At 61.6% G+C, this 16983-nt stretch carries 12 protein-coding genes; 5 read left to right on the forward strand and 7 right to left on the reverse strand.

Annotation, left to right across the window (positions count from 1 at the left end):
- Positions 1 to 42: 42 nt before the first annotated feature.
- Positions 43 to 1239, reverse strand: a complete 1197-nt coding sequence (locus SM755_RS19865; RefSeq protein WP_323174181.1) for an AI-2E family transporter — start codon at positions 1237 to 1239, stop codon at positions 43 to 45.
- 235 nt (positions 1240 to 1474) lie between these two features.
- On the opposite strand from SM755_RS19865, the gene SM755_RS19870 reads away from it, so the two are divergent.
- The 4 genes from SM755_RS19870 (at position 1475) to SM755_RS19885 (ending at position 7235) form a co-directional block, all read left to right on the forward strand.
- On the forward strand, positions 1475 to 2761 hold the full coding sequence (locus tag SM755_RS19870; RefSeq protein WP_323174182.1) for an amidohydrolase: 1287 nt from the start codon (positions 1475 to 1477) through the stop codon (positions 2759 to 2761).
- 187 nt (positions 2762 to 2948) lie between these two features.
- A complete protein-coding gene (locus SM755_RS19875) occupies positions 2949 to 3596 on the forward strand; it encodes a hypothetical protein (protein WP_323174183.1) in 648 nt (215 codons plus the stop codon).
- A gap of 454 nt (positions 3597 to 4050) precedes the next feature.
- Positions 4051 to 5694, forward strand: a complete 1644-nt coding sequence (locus SM755_RS19880) for a BCCT family transporter (RefSeq protein WP_323174184.1) — start codon at positions 4051 to 4053, stop codon at positions 5692 to 5694.
- A gap of 161 nt (positions 5695 to 5855) precedes the next feature.
- On the forward strand, positions 5856 to 7235 hold the full coding sequence (locus SM755_RS19885) for an aminotransferase class III-fold pyridoxal phosphate-dependent enzyme (protein ID WP_323174185.1): 1380 nt from the start codon (positions 5856 to 5858) through the stop codon (positions 7233 to 7235).
- Positions 7236 to 7337: 102 nt separating this feature from the next.
- Here the strand turns inward: SM755_RS19885 and nhaC are convergent, their stop codons facing one another.
- From nhaC to hutU, 5 genes are all read right to left on the reverse strand, one after another.
- On the reverse strand, positions 7338 to 8813 hold the full coding sequence (nhaC, locus tag SM755_RS19890) for a Na+/H+ antiporter NhaC (RefSeq protein WP_323174186.1): 1476 nt from the start codon (positions 8811 to 8813) through the stop codon (positions 7338 to 7340).
- Between the two features lie 198 nt (positions 8814 to 9011).
- Complete coding sequence (gene hutH, locus SM755_RS19895) at positions 9012 to 10586, reverse strand: histidine ammonia-lyase (protein WP_323174187.1); 1575 nt, start codon at positions 10584 to 10586, stop codon at positions 9012 to 9014.
- On the reverse strand, positions 10579 to 11817 hold the full coding sequence (gene hutI, locus SM755_RS19900; protein ID WP_323174188.1) for an imidazolonepropionase: 1239 nt from the start codon (positions 11815 to 11817) through the stop codon (positions 10579 to 10581). The genes hutH and hutI overlap by 8 nt, the downstream gene beginning before the upstream one ends.
- Positions 11814 to 12728 (reverse strand): formimidoylglutamase, encoded by a 915-nt coding sequence (gene hutG / locus SM755_RS19905; protein WP_323174189.1) that lies wholly within the window; start codon positions 12726 to 12728, stop codon positions 11814 to 11816. Before hutG ends, hutI begins: the two co-directional genes overlap by 4 nt.
- A complete protein-coding gene (hutU, locus tag SM755_RS19910; RefSeq protein ID WP_323174190.1) occupies positions 12725 to 14470 on the reverse strand; it encodes a urocanate hydratase in 1746 nt (581 codons plus the stop codon). Before hutU ends, hutG begins: the two co-directional genes overlap by 4 nt.
- An 83-nt stretch (positions 14471 to 14553) precedes the next feature.
- Between hutU and SM755_RS19915 the strand changes: the two genes are divergently transcribed.
- Complete coding sequence (locus tag SM755_RS19915; protein ID WP_323174350.1) at positions 14554 to 15198, forward strand: helix-turn-helix domain-containing protein; 645 nt, start codon at positions 14554 to 14556, stop codon at positions 15196 to 15198.
- Positions 15199 to 15592: 394 nt separating this feature from the next.
- Here SM755_RS19915 and SM755_RS19920 read toward each other — a convergent pair whose 3' ends face one another.
- Complete coding sequence (locus tag SM755_RS19920) at positions 15593 to 16879, reverse strand: MFS transporter (protein ID WP_323174191.1); 1287 nt, start codon at positions 16877 to 16879, stop codon at positions 15593 to 15595.
- Positions 16880 to 16983 lie beyond the last annotated feature (104 nt).

Consider the following 16983-nt stretch of genomic DNA (forward strand, 5'->3'; position numbering starts at 1 on the left):
CACGGCTGAACTCCGGAAAGAAGCGAACGGTTCGAGACGAGTTCAGTCCCCGGAACGATTCTCAGTGTCGGTGTCGACGTTCGTTTTCTCCGACTCTTCGAGTTCGGTGTCGGCTGTTGCATCCGCGGTGTCGAGTGTCGTCTCCGATTCGGCGGCCGCCGGCGCGGATTCGGCCCCGGGTGTCGTTTGCTCGCGTTGCGCGTCGGGAGTTGGCACACCGGTCCGTTCTCGAGCGAAGCAATCGAGGACGAGCTTTGCGCCGCCGAGGGCGACGGGGCCGATAAAGAGCCCGACAGCGCCGAAGACGATGAGCCCGCCGAAGATGCCGACGATAACGATAGCGGCGTTGTAAGCGCTGGTCTGTCCGATCAGCGCAGGGCGGAAGTACGAGTCCGAAAAGGTGACGAACAGCCCGTAGACGACCATCGCTGCGGCGGCGGTCACCCGCCCGACTGCGGCGAGATACGCCGCCGCCGGAATCCAGACGCCGAACGCGCCGACGAGCGGCAGTAGCGTCAGAACGAACGTTGCAACGGTGAGAAAGATGACGGCCGGGACGCCGGCGACGAAAAGGCCGACACCGAGCAGTACCGCCTGAATGGCCGCAACGGCGACGTTTCCGACGACCGAGGCCCACATGAGCTGGTCCAGTCCCGTCCGGAGTTCATCCAGAATCGTGTCGTCGACCGGGAGAACCCACTGGACCCATGCGAGAAGCCGCTTTCCGTCCCGTAACAGCGCGAAGAGGATGAACAGCGTGATCGTCAATCCGATGAACAGGCTCGGCAGGCTGCCGGCGAAATCGAGGACTCCCATCGCGAGTTGCTCGAGTCCCGTCGCGATCCGATCCTGATTCGATTGGTAGAGTTCGACGAGATCGACGGCATAGCCGTTGAACTGGATCGCCTCCTCGATTGCCGCGACATCGAGTTCACCCTGATTGATGGAGTTAACGACATCCAATGCCTGTCGGACGGCGATCGTGATGACGTAGATGAGTGGAATCAGGACGATGAGTAGTGTGGCTACGACGATGGTAATCGCCGCGACCGTCGGCCTGATGTACTGTTCGAGACGTTCCTGGACCGGAAAGAGGATGTAAGCGAGAACCACGCCGAACAGGACGAATTGGAGGTACGGCAGGAGAACGAACAGTGCGAGAAGCGCGCTTACCAGCGCAAGTGCGGTTAGGCCGGGCTGCTCATGAATCCACGCCGAACGATTGTGCCCATCTGGCATGAGACGTAATTCAACAGTCCGATAAATGAGTCCACGGCCGCGATACGCCAACCGACCCGCGTCGACGACGAACTCTCAGGAATCAATTTCTAGCGTGTCGGCCGAGAATCGGATCGGAAACGGCTGTTTTAACGCAGTGAGACGAAGATATTGAACGGAGATACATCAATTGTGTGTAAGCAGTATATGATTACCGACCACTATTAAGTATCCGGTGTGCTTACACGCGTCATGAATGCCCTACGACGTGCGCACTAGCGTAACCGACCTTCGGCGAGCGTTCCACCGGCATCCGGAACCCGGCTGGCGCGAGTTCAGGACGACGGCTCGCGTCGTGTCCGAACTCGAACGCATCGGCGTCGACGAGATCGCGGTCGGACGGGAGGCGCTTGCGACCGACGAGCGAATGGCCGTCCCGTCGGACACCGAACTCGAGCCCTGGGTCGAGCAGGCGCGCGAGGCGGGCGTGCGGTCGGATATTCTCGAGCGGACCGCCGGTGGCCACACCGGTGCGGTCGCCGTTCTCGAACGGGGAGCGGGACCGACCGTCGGATTGCGGGTCGATCTCGATGCGATCTCGATGGCGGAGTCGGCGGAAGACGATCATCAGCCTGCTGCGGAAGGATTCCGATCCGCAAACGAGGGCTACATGCACGCCTGCGGACACGACGCCCATATCGCGATCGCACTCGGGACGATCGAAGCGATCAAAGACAGCGACTTTACGGGGACGTTGAAGGTTTTCTTCCAGCCAGCCGAGGAAATCTCCGGCGGCGGGAAGGCGATGGCCGAAGGCGGCTACGCCGATGACGTGGACTACCTGTTTGCGACGCACATCGGCCTCAATCACCCGACCGGCGAAATCGTCGCCGGCGTCGAGAAACCGCTAGCGATGGCCCACCTGACGGCCACGTTCGAAGGAGCGAGCGCCCACGCCGGGAAGGCACCCAACGAAGGTGGCAATACGATGCAAGCGGCGGCAACGGCCATCCAGAACGCCTACGCGATCCCCCGCCACAGCGACGGTATGACCCGCGTCAACGTCGGCTACATCGAGGGCGGAACCGCGAGCAACGTCATCGCCGAAGAACTCACGATCGACGCCGAGGTCCGCGGTGAAACCACCGGACTGATGGAGTACATGCGCACCGAACTCGAGCGCGTCCTCTACGCTGCCGCGGAGATGCACGATTGCGACGTGACGCCACGGGTCATCAGCGAGTCGCCACGAACGGACAGCGATCCCGCGCTACGTGAACTCGTCGCGTCGGCCGCCCGACCAGTCGACGGCGTCGACCACGTAATCGAAACGACGGAGTTCGGCGTCAGCGAAGACGTTACCTACCTCATGGACCGGGTCCAGCGAGCCGGCGGCCTCGCGTCGTACGTCCTCATCGGAACCGAGCACCCGACGAATCACCACACGCCGACGTTCGATATCGACGAGGAGAGTCTCGAGCTCGGCGTAGGAGTGCTGTCGGATGCGATCTGTGCGTGTTCGCGTCGGCAGCCGTTGCGGTGACGAGTTCTGAACTCGTGATTATTTTCTGCAACGGCAGATGACCAGGCAGAGCCATCGATCGACTGAACTCGACCACACAGTGACGGCTTGGGTTGCCAGGAGAACCACCGACCGTCCAAGAATGTCTTTAGAATATCATGTTAGCTGAATCAGAAGGATTAATTCGCGGGCTCTCTGTGTATCCGGTATGAGCCAGGACGATGTGCCGGCGTCCCTTCGAACGGCAGCGGACTCGGATCGGCCGCGTGGCATACTCACACCCTCCGATCGCGACTTCCTGCTCGGGCGGAAAACGGATTACACCGATCACTCGAAAAAACAAAAGCGGAACCGAATCCGGCGTCGGGTGCGAAACGCGATTCTCGACTTCAGTATCCTCTTTGAATACATGGAGGAACGCGACCGGGAAACCGTATTCGACCCGGACAACGAGGACCGAGACGCCTATACGCAGGGAATCACCGATATGCTCGCCTTTCTCCACCTGGGAACGATGGGCTATCACACGCCGTTCAAGGACATGCTTTCGGAGGGCGTGGGCAAGGCCGAACAGCGCCTGGCCGGCTCGAACTACCGGATGGTCAACGTCGAGTTCAACGTCGACCCGGTCGGGCAGATCGATGTGGACGAGGTAATCGAGAAACTCGACAACGAGGAGTTTGCCCAGCTTACCGACGAAGAACTTCGGGCGTTCGTGCGACTGTTGACGATGTCCGACGGGTTCTCGCCCGAGGCGACGCGCGAGGAGATCAAGGATCGGGTCGACGAGTTCGGAGAGCGTGTCAGCGAGAGCGCTGAGACCCGCACGCAGAAACTCGAGGAATTGACGAACTGAGCGTCTGGCGCTTTCGCTTCGGTTCGGTGCCGCCCAAACGAGTCGCTTTCGCCCGGATCATCACAGCATGAACTCGCCCGGTCGGTAGTCAATATCTGTAATTGATCGGTGGAATAGCTGTTCGAGCCGTCTATCGTCTGTTTATAGCGCAGCCGTAGCTGAGGTGGTAATCGGATCTCGTCGCGTGTCTCGTATTTCGTCCACGGATAGTACTCGTCGGTTTTGATTTATAGCGGAAATCGAGAGTATGCCGAACAACCATCCAATCAGGTCCGGAACTCGATAGTGGCTACTTCCGGGACTTATGAACACAATCCGTATATGACTGACGAAAGTGAGAAACGTTTATTGTGTATGGTATCAACTGATTCGGTATGCTATCGCGCAGCATGGTAACTGGGTGGACGAGATATAGCAACGAAGTTGCTTGTCGCTCGGAACAGAGGGGAGGACGATGAGCGACGTCGAGGAGGGAGTGGTCGACGAGTTCTTCGAAGAGATCGATCCGATCGTCTTCGCGTTCGGTGCGCTGTTGACGGTCGGGGTGATCGCGGCGTTCTTCATCAACCAGAGTGCCGTTACGGAGACAATCAATACCGTTTACAGCGGGGTCGTCGAGTACTTGAACTGGGCGTTGCTGGTGATCGTCTTTCTGATCGTCCTGTTCCTCCTCTTTCTGATCATCGGGCCGTGGGGGAAGATCAAGATGGGAGACGAGGAACCCGAGTACAGCTTCCTGTCGTTTTTTGCGATGTTGTACTCCGCGGGGTTCGCAGCGGGAGTCGTATTTTGGGGACCGACGGAGGCGCTGTTTTACTACAACGACCCGTCACCGCTGTTCGGCGTTGAGGGCGGGACGAGCGAGGCGATTCCGATCGCGATCCAGCAGACGTTGTTCCACTGGGCGCTGCCGCAGCTGGCCGTGTTTACGATCATGGGACTTGCGATCGCGTACTTCGCGTACAACTACGAGAACGTCCCGCTTCGGGTCTCCTCGGCGTTGACGCCGATCATCGGTGCGGAGAACCTCGACGGGCCGTTCGCGAAGGTCGTCGACATTCTCGCGGTGTTCGCGACGATCGGGGGCGTGGCGACCTCGCTCGGCTTCATCGGGAGCCAGTTCATCGCCGGGTTGAACTACCAGTGGGGAATCGATCTGGGGAACGTCGGCATCCTCCTCGTGGTGACGACGATGACGCTCCTGTTTACGATTTCGATGGTACTCGGGGTCGACAGGGGGATCCGCCGGCTGTCGAACTTCAATATGATCCTGTTCGTCGCGCTCATGCTCGCGACGTTCATCCTGGGGCCGACGCTGTTCTTGCTCTTGCTCGGCTCGCAGGCGATGGGCGGCATGATCGCCGACTTCACGTCGATGAGTCTCTACACCGGCACCGGTACCGATGGCGGTACAACGTGGATGAACGACTGGACGGTCTTCTACTGGGCGTGGGCACTCTCGTGGTCCCCGTTCGCCGGACTGTTCATCGCTCGCATCTCCAAGGGTCGGACCGTCCGCGAAGTCGCGTTTACGGGTATCGGTGCGACCTCGGCCGCGACCATCCCGTGGTTCACGTTCGTCGGTGGCACCGCGCTGCGATACCACCACACCGGAACGGCCGACTTCAGCACGGTGGTCGCCAACAATACGCCGGAGGTTTCGGGCTTCATCCTCTTCGAAGCGTTCCCCTTTGGAACCGTGTTCATGATCGCATTCATGATCCTCGTGACGACGTTCTTCATCACGTCGGCGGACTCCTCGACACTCGCCGTCTCGATGATGACCACCGGCGGGAAAGCGAGGCCCTCGAGCATCAACCGGGTCTTCTGGGGCGTCGTCCTCGGTCTGACCGCCGCGATCCTCATGATCATCGGCGGCGAGAGCGGGACGGGCGCGCTACAGAACGCGGTCATCATCACCGGTGCGCCGTTCGCGTTCGTCTGCTTCGCCGCGATGCTCTCGCTGATCAGGGACTTCAGCTCGAGCTACGGCCGGGTGTTACTGCAGGACGAAACCGTCCTCATCGGCTCGAGTCGGAAAACGGACTCCGAACCGCCGGCCGGCCCCGGCGGCCCCGCCGAAATGGACGACGACTGATTCCACAGCGGTCTCGTCAATCAGTCGAGCGCGTGCCAGTCGGCTCCACTTGACCGTCTTCTCGTCCGGTTTTCTCGGCAACCGCCTGCTAGCCGCCCCGGCTCCGGTACGAAATACCTCCTATAACAAGATTTAATGTACGTCATAAACATAAATTGTGTATGGATAGGGACACAGCGAAACCGGACGTGGACGCCTTTCCCGGGTCAAACGCGCGCAAGTGGGTCGAGTTCCACGGCAAGAACGCGGCTCCGAGCGAGTACTCCCACGAGTTCGTCTGGGACGTGACGCGCGAGGCAGACGGGCCGTTCGTCACCGACGTCGACGGCAACGTGTTGCTCGATTTCACCTGCCACATCGGGGCGGCACCGCTCGGCTACAACAACGAGAAGGTCACCGCCAAATTACGGGAATTCGACCTCGTCGAACCGATGAAGATCGCCGGCCAGGACATGTACTTCGGTGCCGGACCCACACCAGAAGAATCGGCCGTTCCGGGGTCGAGCCATCTGATGGACAAACTGACCGAGGTCTCGAGTCAGTACGGCATGGATACTGTCTTCCTCTCGAACTCGGGTGCGGAGGCCATGGAGAACGCGATGAAGATCACTCACGACTACCGTGCCCCCTCGAAGTACGGCGTCGCGTTCGACGGGAGTTTCCACGGGCGGACGTTCGGAACGCTGTCGATCACGAAGTCGAAGGAGGTCTATACGCGACACTATCCCCAGCTAAGCGGGATCGAGACGGTGCCGTTCTGTGACTGCACCGGCGAGGATGACGGCGACTGCAACTGTGAGTGTGGCTTTTTCGCCGGCGAGGGGTCCCAGCTACGGACCATGCTCGCACCGGAGGGCGGCCGCATCAATCCCGACGAAATCGCCTTTCTCACGCTCGAGCCGATTCAGGGCGTCGGCGGCTACCGCTTCCCCAGCGAGGCGTTCATGCGAGAAGTCGCCGCCGTGACCGACGAATACGACATCCCGCTGGTCGTCGACGAAATCCAGTCGGGTATCGGGCGCACCGGCGAAATCTGGGCTTCGGATCACTACCCGATCGAACCCGACGTGATCGCCAGCGCGAAGGCCCTCCGCGTCGGCGCGACGATCTCTCGGTCCGAGATCTTCCCCGCGGAGAAAAACCGACTCGGGTCGACGTTCGGCGGCGGCGATCTGCTCGGATCGATGATGGGGACGTTCACGCTCGAGGCCATTCAGGAACACGACCTGCTCGCGAACGCGACCCGGCGCGGCGAGCAGGCCAAGGAACTGCTTCGTGACGACTCGCCCGCCTCTGTCGAGGACATCCGCGGAAAGGGGCTGATGCTCGCCGTCGAGTTCGATACGGCCGACCGACGGGACGCCGTCGTGACGGCGTCACTGGAACGCGGACTGCTGACACTCGGCTGCGGCGAGAAAACGATCCGTCTGCTCCCGCCGCTCGATTCGAGCGAACGCGAAATCAAACTCGGGATCGGGATCTTTCTCGACGCGATCGACGCCGCCGACGCGGTTGATGCGAGCGCGAAAGCGCTCCGCTGAACTCGTTGTGCGATATCGCGTCACTCGGGGAAAACGTGATTCCGGGTGTCGGTTCCAGTTCCGGTCCCAGTATTGGTACCGGTGGCGTGAAGGCCGGGCGGCTCAGTCTTCGCCGGGGACGCCGGTGCCGACGCCGCTACCCGGTGATGCGGTCTCATCGGCACCGCTCCCTTCCTTGTAGACGATCTGCCACCCAGTGATGCCCATGATCAGAAGGACAAGCGGCGAGAAGAAACCAAAGAAGTAGTAGGGGGCATATTCCAGCGTGGAAACGCCGAGCGTGCCGGCCATAAACAGGCCGCCGCTGCCCCAGGGGATAAGCGCACTCGTCGTCGTCCCGGACGCCTCGATGGCGCGCGAGAGGTTCTTCGCTTTCAGCCCCTGTTCCTCGTAGAGGTTCCGGAGGGTCATTCCCGGAACGACGATGCTCACGTACTGCTCGGCAGCGAGGCCGTTCATGGAGACCGCAGAAATCGCGGTGACCAACGTCAAACTCGCAACCCCGCGACAGAGCCGACCGATGTGGTGGGCGAGGACGGCGAGGACCCCGGTCCGCTCGAGCATGCCGCCGAGCGAGAGCGCGGCGATGGCGATCGTCACGATCCAGGCACCGCCGATTAACCCCGAAGTATCGAGGAGTTTGTCTACGAGTACCATGCCCGTTTCGGGTCCGGTCCCGGACTGGGCGGCCGACCACGCGGCGGCGAATCCGGTACCCTGGACGAGCATCGACGTGAACACGCCCGCGAAGACGCCCGTTCCGAGCGCGGGGAGCGCCGGAATACCGTAGATCGCGAGCCCGAAAGTGACGACGACCGGCAGGAAGACGAGCGGCGAGATAACGTAACTCCCCTGGAGAGCCGTTTGGATCGAGTTGAGGCGGCCGGCGGGAATCGATCCGGCGGCGTTCAGTCCGATGGCGGCGTACAGCACGACCGAGAGGCCGAACGCGACGAGGGTTCCGGCCCGCATCGCGTTGATGTGGTCGTACAGATCGGTGTTCGTCACCGCGGCGGCGAGGTTCGTCGTATCCGAGAGCGGGGACTGCTTGTCGCCCGCGTAGGCTCCGCTGAGGATCGCCCCGGCGGTCATCGGCTCGGGAATGCCGAGTCCGGACCCGATACCGATGAACGCGACGCCGAGGGCGCCCGCCGTCGTCCACGACGAGCCGACCGCAAAGGAGATGATCGCGGCGAGGATGGCGGTTACCGGGAGGAACACCGCGGGCGTGAGAAATTCCAACCCGTAGTACATCAGGCCCGGAATCGTCCCGGCTTGAATCCACGAGGAGATGAGCGCGTAGACGGTGAACATGATGATGATCACCTTCATCCCCATGAGGAGACTATCCGTGATCCCGTCGTACAGGTCGTCCCAGGAGAGACCGAGGTGATACCGGGCGAACAGCCCGGTGAAAGCGATGCCCCAGAGGAGCGGGAACTGCGGATCCAGGTCGAACGCGACGATGCCGACGCTGAGGAAGACGATCATGCCCGCGATGGGAACGAGCGCCGCCGCGAGCGACGGGCGTTCGTCGGGATCGATATCCTCGAACAGTCGCGGCTCGAACGCTACCATTGGATCACCGTATTAGCAAGACGATCCGGAAGACGAGTCGGTCGGTCGCACACTGTGTACCCTGTTATCATACTCTATGAATACTAGTCGAAGAGTACTGCAAATAGCAGCAGTTTCCATTCGGGCAGGCCTTTAAATACCCTCGATCGACTCACGGCTTTGGTAGTGGGTCGCAGCAGCACACTAAAAACAGTGTCGCTACGCCAGTCCGGCGTCGATCGCCGTCTCGACGTTCTCGAACAGTTGGTCCGACCGGAGAAGCGCCAGCATTCGATCGATGTCCCCGTGAAGCGGCCGGTCCTCGTCGAGATGAGAGACGTGTTCGCGGACGGTCCGATAGGCCGCGTGCGTTCCGATTCCGGGATCGAGTTCAGCGACGAAATCAAGCGCCTGCGCTGCACAGAGCAGTTCGATACCGACGACGCGGAGCGTAGACGAGACCGTTTCTCTGGCGATGTGAGCGCTCTGGGCGCTCATACTCACGTGGTCTTCCTGGTTCCCGCTAACCGGGATACTATCCGTCGACGGCCGACCCTGGGACCGATTCGTACTCACGAGGTCCGCCGCCGTGTACTGGGCGATCATGTACCCCGATCGAAGGCCGCTCCCTTCGGTCAGGAACGGCGGCAAGTGCGCTTCTTGAACGTTCGGATTGAGCATCCGATCCATCCGCCGTTCCGAAATCGATGCGAGTTCAGCCAGGGCGCTCGTGGCGTAATCCAACCGCAACGCCAGCGGTTGGCCGTGGAAGTTGCCGCCCGAGAGAACCGCAGCCCGATCGGTCCCGCTGGCGCGGTCGTCCGCTTCGTCGGCGGGGAACACGAGCGGGTTGTCCGTCGCACTGTTGAGTTCCGTCTCGACGGCCTCACGGAGGTGCTGGATCGAATCCCGAACCGCGCCGTGAACCTGCGGGAGACACCGGAGCGAGTACGCGTCCTGCACCCGATCGCAGTTGCGGTGGGACTCGACGATTTCGGAATCGCGGGTCAGCCGACGGATATTCCTGGCGCTTTCAGTTTGGCCCGGGTGTGGCCGAACGTTCTGGATGCTCGGATGTGAACTCGCAGTGGTACTCATCGTCGCCTCCGTCGTCATCGCACCGGCGATATCCGCCGCACGCATCGCTCGCTCGGCGTCGCGGACGACGAGCGCGGCCAGACCGACGGTTAGCTGCGTACCGTTGATAAGCCCCAATCCCTCTTTCGCCCGGAGCGTCACCGGTTCGAGTTCAGCTCGCGCCAGCGCTTCGTCGCCGGGCAGTCGGTCGTCGCCGACGGTGGCTTCACCCTCGCCGATGAGGACGAGCGCGAGGTGGGCAAGCGGCGCGAGATCGCCGCTTGCACCGAGGCTCCCCTTGGCTCTCACGACGGGGTGAATGCCGTTGTTTAGCATCCCGACGAGCAGATCGACGATGCGTTCCCGGACACCGCTGTATCCTTTCACCAGGGCGTTGAGTCGGGTTACGAGCATCGCTCGGACTTCCGATCGATCGAGTTCATCGCCGGTGCCCGCGGCGTGACTCCGAATGAGATTCTGCTGGAGCGTTTCGATATCGTCCGCGGGGATCCGTTCCTGGACGAGTTCGCCGAAACCGGTGTTGACGCCGTAGACGGCCTGTCCGGAGTCGACGATGTCGACGATGCGCTCGCGCGACTCGCGAACGCGCTCGCGGGCGGACTCGGGGACCGAGACGGGTGCGCCCGCTCGGGCGACGCGTTCGACGGCCGCCGGCGTGAGCGTTTCGCCGTCGATGACGACTGACTCGTCAGTCACGGTGCACCACCGTTCCGTCCGTGATGACTGTTTGCACGTTCGAGACGCCGAAGTTGTACGGGATGTGTTGATAGTTGGTCACGGTTGCGATGGCGAGGTCGCCGGGTGCGCCCTCCCGAATGATGCCCGTGCCGTCGGTGCGGTTGACGGCGCGGGCGGCGATACTGGTTGCACCGCGGATAGCCGCGGCCGGTGTCATTCGCATGCCATTACAGGCGAGTTCGACGACGGACTCCATGCTCTGCGAGAAGCAGTTCGGATTGAAGTCGGTCGCGAGGGCGACCGGCACGTCCGCAGCCTCGAAGGCCGCCGCGTCCGCGTACGCTGCGCCGAGCGAGAACGCCGTTCCCGGCAGGAGCACCGGCGTCACGCCAGCCTCGCCGAGCGCCGCGATGTCCTCGTCGGTCGCCTGCAACAGGTGGTCGGCGCTGGCCGCGCCGCAGTCGGCCGCCAGTTGCGACCCGCCGAGTCGCTCGAACTCCTCGGCGTGGATCTTCGGCGTTAGGCCCAGTTCCTGGCCCGCCTCGAGAATCCGTCGGGACTGTGAAACCGAGAAGACGCCAGCCTCGCAGAACACGTCGCAGAACTCGGCGAGGCCGGCGTCGGCGACCGCCGGCAGTTGCTCCTCGATCACGCGGTCGACGTACTCTTCGGTGTCCGCGCCTTCGGGAACCGCGTGTGCGCCCATAAACGTCGGGACGACGTCGATCGGGTGCTGGTCGGCCGCCTCGTCGATCGCTTCGAGTAACTTCAGTTCCGTCTCGATGTCGAGCCCGTAGCCGGATTTCACCTCGACCGTCGTCGTGCCGTGGGCGAGCATGGTATCGAGGTGTTCGAGCAGATTCGCGACGAGTTCAGCGCGCTCCGCCTCGCGGGTCGCCCGAACCGTCCGCAAGATGCCGCCGCCCTCCTCCAGGATGTCCTGGTAGCTCGCGCCCGCGAGCTTCGCGGTGAACTCGTCGACCCGGTCGCCAGCGAAGACGGCGTGCGTGTGGGGATCGACGAAGCCCGGCAGGACCGTCCGCCCGGTAGCGTCGACGGACTCCGTCGCGTTCTCCGGCGGATGTGCACGCGTTACGTCTGTCGTGGGGCCGACGGCGACGACGATGCCGTCCTCGATCGCGACGGCACCGTTTTCGATGACCTCGAGTTCGTCATCCGAACCATCATCGTCACCACCGCCGGTCGGCGTCACGACCTGTGCGGCGTCGTGGACGACGAGATCGGTCATGCGTTCCACCCCGCGAGGAAGTGTGCGATCGTCCGCGCGGCGGCGTCGACCGTTCGGCCGTCGGTATCCAGCGGCGGCGCACACTCGACGACCTCGAATCCGGCGAGTCGGTCGTCGCTGGCGACGAGCCGAACGAGGCGGAACAGTTCCCGCGGCGTCAGTCCGCCCGGCGTCGGTGCGCTCGACCCGCAGTAGGGTGCATCGAGAACGTCGATGTCGACGCTACAGTAGAGCCGGTCGACGCCGTCGAGCGCCGAGAGCGCCCGGTCGACGGCCTGCAGGAGGTCGTCCGCGACCTCCTCGGCGGTCACGATCTCTCCGTCGCGTTCGCGCACGAAATCGTGATACCCCGAACTCGTTTCGAAGTGCCGCGCGCCGACGCAGGCGTAGCCGTCCAGTCCAGCGTCGTACAACTGGCGGTAGGGCGTCCCGCTGGTCGGTCGCTCGCCGAACTCGCGCACGTCGAGGTGGGCGTCGAAATTGACGACGCCGACGCTCGCGTCCTCGAGCAGCGGCGCGACGTTCGCGAAGGTCAGCGAGTTGTCGCCGCCGAGAAAGACGGGGAACGCGTCGCTGTCGTGGACCAACGCCGCGGCCTCGCGGACTGCGTGCTGTACCGTGGCGACGGAGCCGTCCGGAATCGCCACGTCGCCGATATCGCCGATATCGCACAGCGGTCCGGCGTCGAAGTGATGGCTCTTCACCGCCGCGAGCGACTCCCTGATAGCGCTCGGCCCCTCGGCAGCACCGTCTCGGGAGATGACACCACCGTCGTACGGTTCGCCGACGAGCACCGCGTTGAACTCGTCGGCGTCGTCGACGGTCGTTCCGGTGACGACATCACCGAGTTGTTCGTCGACCGGGTCCGACGACGGACCCGTCCAGTCCTGTGGCGTGGTAAATGAACTCATTCGTGATCGTGTAGTGGAACGCGGACGTTCGACGCCGCCGCCTCGTCGATCGCGTCCTCGTAGCCGGCGTCGGCGTGGCGAATCACGCCCATGCCGGGATCGGTCGTAAAGACCCGACGGGCTTTTTCGGCGGCCAGATCCGACCCGTCGAGGACGACGTGGTTGTTGGCGTGGACGGCGTTACCGATACCGACGCCGCCGCCGTCGTGGACGCTCACGATATCGGCCCCGGCGGCGCAGTTGAGAAGGGCGTTCAGGATCGGCCAGTCAGCGACGGCGTCGGAACCGTCCTGCATCGCCTCGGTCTCCCGATTCGGGCTGGCGACGCTTCCCGCGTCGAGATGATCGCGTGTGACGACGATCGGTGCCGTGATCTCGCCGTCGGCGACGAGTTCGTTGATCCGGAGTGCGAACCGTGCGCGCTCGGTGAGCCCGTCGGGGTCGTCCTCGGCACGGTAGCCGAGCCAGCAGACGCGACTCGGGAGTCCCTGGAACGACACCTGCTCCTGTGCGAGATCGATCCAGCGGTGGAGGTTCTCCTTGTCCGGAAACAGATCGCGCACGGCGTCGTCGGTGCGGTGAATGTCCGCCTCGTCGCCGGAGAGGGCGACCCAGCGGAACGGCCCCTTCCCGCGGCAAAACAGCGGTCGGATGTACGCCGGCACGAAGCCGGGGAAGTCGAAGGCGGCCTCCATATCGCGGTGGTCCTGTACCTGCCCGCGGATGTTGTTGCCGTACTCGAACGCGACCGCCCCGCGTTCTTGCATCTCGAGGATGCCCTCGACGTGGCGCGTCATGGTATCGAGGCTCTCCGCGATGTAGGTCTCAGGGTCCGTCTCGCGGAGTCGGTCGGCTTCGTCGACGGTATAGCCCGCCGGATAGTAGCCCTCGAGTTCGTCGTGGGCGCTCGTCTGGTCGGTGACGATATCTGGCACGAACTCGCGCTCGAGCATCCCGTCGAACATGTCCGCGGCGTTCATGTGGAGGCCGATAGAGAGCGCCTCTCCGTCGGCTGCGGCCTCCCGAGCCATTTCGATGGCCTCGTCGAGATCGTCGGTCGTTTCCATGCAGTAGTCCGTCTCGAGTCGCCTGTCGATGCGGTTTTCGTCCACCTCGGCGGCGATACAGACGCCGTGGTTCATCGTCACGGCGAGCGGTTGGGCTCCGCCCATGCCGCCGAGGCCGCCGGTGACGGTGATCGTCCCGCGCAAGCCCTCGCTCTCGGGGAAGTGCTGGCGCGCGACCTCGGCCAACGTCTCGAACGTCCCCTGGATGATTCCCTGCGTACCGATGTAGGCCCAGGAGCCGGCGGTCATCTGGCCGTACATGATCAGTCCTTTCGACTCGAGTTCGTGGAAGTGCTCCCAGTCGTCCCACTTGCCGACGAGGTTCGAGTTCGCGATCAGCACTCGCGGCGCTCGCTCGTGGGTCGTGAACCGACCGACCGGTTTCCCCGACTGAACGAGCAACGTTTCGTCGCTCTCGAGATCCCGGAGTTCCGCGAGAATCCCGTCGTAGGCGTCCCAGCTGCGAGCCGCTCGGCCGGTTCCGCCGTAGACGACGAGATCCTCCGGGCGCTCGCCGACATCCGGATCGAGATTGTTGTTGAGCAGGCGAAGCGCCGCCTCCTGCCGCCAGCCGTTGCATTCGAGGTCCGTCCCGGTCGGTGCACCCTGGTACTCGAGCCATTGCGACGACGGCTCGCCGATTTCGTGCTCGGAACGCTCCGTTGACTGTTCCATGCGTGTGTCTAACAACGGGAACCCCGATAGGATCGGTTCTCCATTTGGAAAAGGTTTTTTAAGCAACGGCGTGACGAATGTCCGTGTACAAAGCCGTCTTTCGCATCCAGAGTGACGATCCCTATTCGAACTCGACGGCGAACAACAACACGAGTATCGAACTCTGGTGTAACGATCACTGCGACCTGCTTCACGTCACCGGAGAACGCCAGGACGACGTGGTCGCCTACGTGAACTCGGAAGTCGGGGTGCAAGAACAGATCCGGAACGGGAGCGACCGGACGGTCATCACCGAGGCGTGCCTGAAACAGCACGGCGAGAGCTACATCGAGGCCCCGCTTGCGGCAAACGACTGTCTTCTCTTACCGCCGTTGCGGTACGAGGACGGCGCGAAAGTCGTTCGGGTTCTCGCGCTTGACTCCGCGAATCTGACGGCGTTCTACGCCGATGTTGCCGACGAGCACACCGTGACCGTCGAATCGAAGAAGGAACTCCAAACCGTCGCCTCGGAGACGCCGGTGCTGTCGGTGGGCTCGTTCCTGCCGACGCTCTCGGATCGACAGCGCGCCGTCTTTCTGGCCGCTCATAACCAGGGATACTACGAGATCCCGCGCGAGACGACGACCGCCGAAATCGCGGAGTCGGTCGGCGTCGGTCGCCGAACGGCAGAGCACCACCTCAGACGCGCTGAAGAAAAGCTCGCGGATGCATTCGCCGCATACCTGTAGCTCACTTCTCGACGCTGCCACCTCACTGAACTCGTCGCTTAAGCAGTGATATGTAAGATAGATATCTCAAATAGCCGCGTGTGAGGACACGGAAACCCCACAGTTCACAGTTCGCACTTCGCAGTTTTCAATCCACCATCAGCAATGGGTTAGGCGGTGTGAAAATTACTAGTTATTTGAGGTAATGAATACTGTCTGGTCCAATACCAGCATGTGATGAACACTCAACAGACCATTCGTCAGGAAGCAGATACCGTCGAAGAGAACGCACACCACACCGAACACTGTTTTGAAGACGATACACTCGTCCTCGTGTACACAATGAAATAACAATCATCGGCCGTGGTGAATCACTTTTCAATGAGGATTTGGTCGGGATCGTTTACTTGACCGTTCAATCCTGGACCTCATCAATCGACTCGGAAATATCATCAGCCTGAATATCGCTGTAGGCCTCGTGGGTCATCTCGACTGACTCGTGTTCTGTTTCCATCTCCAGAAACGGTCGTCCAATAATGAGAATGAAGACCACACCAACAGCGAGGATTCCGCCAGACATCACCAGTACCCACAAGGGCGAGGTAGCGTCTGCAACCCGTCCGCTTGCGACCTGTGCTGGGACACTCACTAACGAACTCACCAGAGCCAGCGAACTGATTATAGTCGCCCGGGCGGAAGAACCAATACGGTTGTTGACATATCCACTAGCGAGCGAGTGTGTCGCGTCGAATATTCCCCGAGCAAATACGAACACCGGAAGAGCCAACAGTGGGATAATTGCGAGTGACAATAACCCCCCAGCGATGAACAATGGAACGGCGAAAAACCAGCGACGGTACCCAACTCGGGTCTTAATCACACCTGTGTTGTAACTAATGATCGCAGCGAGGAGACTGAATGCGGCGTACAACCAGCCAAGAAGGGACTTGACGGTACCAGATGCTACGCCAGCGTTCACAAGTACAGTTTTCGTAACCGGCTGGACTTGAAGAATAAGTATCTCAATGATTGGGACGAAAAGCATGAAATAGTAGACAATGAACCAGCGAAGCGATGGGCGAGAAAGCGACGTACCAATCACGCGGAAGATGTCTCCAGCACCCAGTGATTGTGATTCGCTCGATCTAGTCGGTTCCGGTAACGGGCCGAGAGCGAGAAGGCCAAGAGTACTCACAGCAGCCGCGACGAAAAACGGAAGCGAAAGATCGATCTGACCGAGGTACCCACCGAGAATCGACCCAAGACCTCCGACGAACAATCCGGCCGCTACCCCGCGTCCCTTGACCGTTGTGAATGCCATGCTGGACGACCGTTCGGCGAGCGTATCGTATAACCACGCGTCGTCGCTTCCGGATCGAAAGTTGTACCCCATTGACCAGATAATGTAGAAACCGATCAAGACTGGAAATGTTCCAGTAAGTCCGATACCAATTAGAGCGACTGTGATGAGAATCGTACCAACCAGCAAACTATTGCGACGGCCAAGTCGATCCCCAAGGTACCCCGTCGGGACTTCACCGAGTACTGTCGTTAGTGCATAGAGTCCTTCGAGGAGTGCGACCTGTGTGTATGTTAGCCCTTGTGCAAGCAAATAGAGAATGAGAATCGGTCGGTAGAACCCGACTGCTTTCGTTGCCTTATAGCAGTAATAGAGCTTAACTGGTTGTTGGGACAATCGCATACGCTACTCTATGGATGCAGAAATGAAAACACTCTGAGCATACCATTACACATAGATAATTGACATATATTCCCAGTAGCGACTATATCCCTTTCGCGACGACA

This window comes from Natrialba sp. PRR66 (assembly GCF_034808065.1).
GTDB lineage: Archaea > Halobacteriota > Halobacteria > Halobacteriales > Natrialbaceae > Natrialba > Natrialba aegyptia.

Coding starts and splice junctions, on each gene's coding strand:
- SM755_RS19865 (WP_323174181.1), bottom strand. CDS start 1,239: ATGCCAGATGGGCACAATCGTTCGGCGTGGATTCATGAGCAGCCCGGC.
- SM755_RS19870 (WP_323174182.1), top strand. CDS start 1,475: ATGCCCTACGACGTGCGCACTAGCGTAACCGACCTTCGGCGAGCGTTC.
- SM755_RS19875 (WP_323174183.1), top strand. CDS start 2,949: ATGAGCCAGGACGATGTGCCGGCGTCCCTTCGAACGGCAGCGGACTCG.
- SM755_RS19880 (WP_323174184.1), top strand. CDS start 4,051: ATGAGCGACGTCGAGGAGGGAGTGGTCGACGAGTTCTTCGAAGAGATC.
- SM755_RS19885 (WP_323174185.1), top strand. CDS start 5,856: ATGGATAGGGACACAGCGAAACCGGACGTGGACGCCTTTCCCGGGTCA.
- nhaC (WP_323174186.1), bottom strand. CDS start 8,813: ATGGTAGCGTTCGAGCCGCGACTGTTCGAGGATATCGATCCCGACGAA.
- hutI (WP_323174188.1), bottom strand. CDS start 11,817: ATGACCGATCTCGTCGTCCACGACGCCGCACAGGTCGTGACGCCGACC.
- hutG (WP_323174189.1), bottom strand. CDS start 12,728: ATGAGTTCATTTACCACGCCACAGGACTGGACGGGTCCGTCGTCGGAC.
- hutU (WP_323174190.1), bottom strand. CDS start 14,470: ATGGAACAGTCAACGGAGCGTTCCGAGCACGAAATCGGCGAGCCGTCG.
- SM755_RS19920 (WP_323174191.1), bottom strand. CDS start 16,879: ATGCGATTGTCCCAACAACCAGTTAAGCTCTATTACTGCTATAAGGCA.